The sequence below is a fragment of the Bradyrhizobium sp. PRIMUS42 genome (assembly GCF_023006515.1).
Taxonomy (GTDB): domain Bacteria; phylum Pseudomonadota; class Alphaproteobacteria; order Rhizobiales; family Xanthobacteraceae; genus Bradyrhizobium.
The window spans coordinates 1-3019 of record NZ_JALBGZ010000735.1; the positions used below are offsets into that span (position 1 = coordinate 1).

A 3019-nucleotide genomic window follows, 5' to 3' on the forward strand; every position below is an offset into this window, starting at 1 on the left:
GATATCGCCGACCACGACGGCCTATATCAGCAGCGGCGCGACGGTGAGCATCGACGTCGGCCGCGTGACGGTGCTGGCGGACAGCGGCGCGGTGTCGGCGCTGGACACGGCGCTAGGCAACCTCGTCAGGAGGTCGAACAACAATCATCTCGCCACGGACACCTGCACGGTTGCCGGCGGCACGGGCGGGCAGAACTGTATCGACTTCGGCGCGGCTGCGCTCAACGGCGGCACGGGTAATGGTCCGGGCGCCAGCATCATCTCCGTTGCGGGCCTCATCCAGGCCGGCAAGAACAATGTCGGCGCCTCGATCGTCTACGACACGATCGCAACGACGCATTCGGCCTATATCGCCAACGTCCTGATGACGGCCGGCAGCAACGGCAATGTCAGTGTGAGCGCGGTCGACTCCTCGAAGATCCAGTCGGTCACGATCGGCTTTGGTCTTGCGATCGGACAGTTTGCTGGCGTCGGCGGCTCGACGATCAGCAGCATCTCCAATACCGTTTCGGCGGCCATTGGCAACAACCAGTCCAGCACGACGCAATCCTCCGTCACGGCCCGCAACATTTCCGTCAGCGCGACCGACAGTTCCAGCATTACCGGGACCGCTGCGGTTGCGGGCGCCTCGACGCAGGGCAGTGCTGCGGGCCTGGCGCTGGTCTACAGCAGCATCGCCAACAACGTCAGCGCCGGCGTCACCGGCTCCAAGCTGACCGCCTCGGGCAATGTCGGGGTCGGTGCGAGCTCGAACGCCAGCATCTCGACCGTCGCCGTCGGCATTGCGATGTCCTCGCAGGTTGGCCTCGCCGGTTCGGTCGCCACCAATCTGATGGGGACCAACGTCACCGCCAGCATCACCGCCGCCGGCACCAACGGCATCAACGGGGCCGACGTCACGGCCACCAACAATGTCGGCGTGATCGCCGGCAACAACGACAAGGCCGCTGTGTTCGCCGGTGCGCTGTCGATCAGCAAGGGGGCGGCCGGCGGCGCGGGTTCGCTGGTGACCAACCAGATCACGGGAACCACCGCAGCGTATATCAGCGGGGCGAACACCAAGGTCGATGCGCTCGGAACCAGTTCGTCCGATACGCTGTCGGTCAACAACGGCACGCTCGTCCACGCGTTCGATCTCGGCACCGCCCATGCGCCGACCGACACCACGCCCGATCTCTCTGAGAACCAGGACACCGTGCGCGGCCTTGCCGTGGTCGCGAGTTCCCACCAGGCCGTCGTGACCAACGTCGCCTCGCTTGCCGCGAGTTCCAGCATCGCCATCATGATCAATCCGATCACCAATGTGATGAGCGGGGCGACGCGGGCCTATATCGACAGCGCGGCCATCGACACGCGCCTGACCTCCTCGACGCTCAAGCCGCAAATCGAGGTCGCCGCGTCGAGCTTCTCCTATTCCGGCGCGTTCGGCGCCGGCATCGCATACGGCAGCAGCGGCGGCGGTGGGGCGACGATCATCTCGACGACGATGTCGCGCGAGACCTTCGCCACCATCACCAATGCCACGGTCGGCGGCGTGCAGTCGTCGAGCGAGACGGTCGGCGCCGTCACCGTGAAGGCCAATGCGGAGCAGGATGCGTCTTCGATCGCGATCGGCTTCAACACCGGCTCGGTCGGGCTCAACGTGTTCCAGGCGACCACGGAAGCCTATGTCGACGGCGGCGCGCTGACGGCCTCGTCACTCACGGTCAACGCCAACAACAACACCGGCATCTTCTCTGCGAACGGCTCCGGCGCCTATGGCAGCCAGGCCGCGATCGGCGCGGCATTCCTGGTCCAGGTCTCCTCGAACCGGACCCTGGCCTATGTCGGCGATGAGTTCCGCTATCAGGGCAACGGCGCCGCGCATACCACCGCGCTCAATTTGAGCGGTGCGCTCGACGTCGAGGCCACCACCAAGAACCGCTTCGAGGCCTATGCGATCGGCGGCGCGCTCTCGACCGGCACGGCGGCGATCGCCGGCATGGCCAACATCGAGGTCGCCAACAACACCACCATAGCCGGCGTCTATGACACCACGCTGCAGGGGGTGACGGGCGGCACAGCCGGCGCTGTGACGATCAACGCGACCGAGGACGTCGCGATCAAGGAGATCGCCGGCGCGCTTGCTGTGGGCGCCAGCGGGGCAGGGGTCGGCGTCGGCGCCGCGGCCAACGTCATCGTGTTCAAGAGCCAGACCATCGCGGAGAGCCGCAACAGCAATCTGAACTCGTCCGGTGCGATCAATGTCGGCGCGCTGAGCACCAAGGAAGTGCTGTCCTACGCGGTCACCGCCGGCATCGGCGGCAGCGTCGGCATCGGCGCGACCGTCGGCGTCATCATCATCGGCACCAACACCGCGGATGCCGACACCCAGGGCCAGCAGACCGGCCAACTCAATCAGGGCAACAACGGCACCATCGCGTCCGTGAACAGCGGCACCAACAACGCGCACGGCAGCGGTGCGGTCGCGAGCGGCACCGCTGGCAATCCGAACAGCGCCAACGTCAGCTCGACCTACGACGTCAGCAGCGTGCTGAGCGGCGGCAACGATGCTGTCGTCGCACAGATCGCGGGTGGCAACCTCACGGGCACGCAGGTCAATGTCACCGCCACCAGCGCCAATGCCGCCAAGATGTATCTTCTCGGCGCCGGCTTTGCGAAGAATGTCGGCATCGGGGCCGGCATTGGCTACACCAGCGTCAACAGCACCGTGCTCGCCAATTTGAGTGACTACGGACGCAACGGCTCCGGCGTGCTGGTGGCCGCAGATACGCCTTTGGCCGTCTCGGCACCTGTCGTCACCGTTGCGGCGGTCGTCAAGGACGCGACCACCGGACCTTATTCCGGCAATACCATCGACACCGAGGCGATCGCCGGCGGTGCGGCGCTCTATTTCGGCGCCGATGCGGCTGTCGCGGTCGGCAATGTCAGCAACTCCGTGGTGGCGATGCTTGGCGGCCAGATCACCGGCACGGGCGGCACCGGCACTGGTGCCGCGGTCATGGCGCAGGATTCGACG

Annotated in this window: 1 protein-coding gene; it reads left to right on the forward strand. The window is 66.2% G+C overall.

Annotated elements, in window-relative coordinates; all coding sequences use genetic code 11:
• A partial coding sequence (locus MOV75_RS32750) for a beta strand repeat-containing protein (RefSeq protein ID WP_369010477.1) occupies positions 1-3019 on the forward strand: 3019 nt, incomplete at both ends.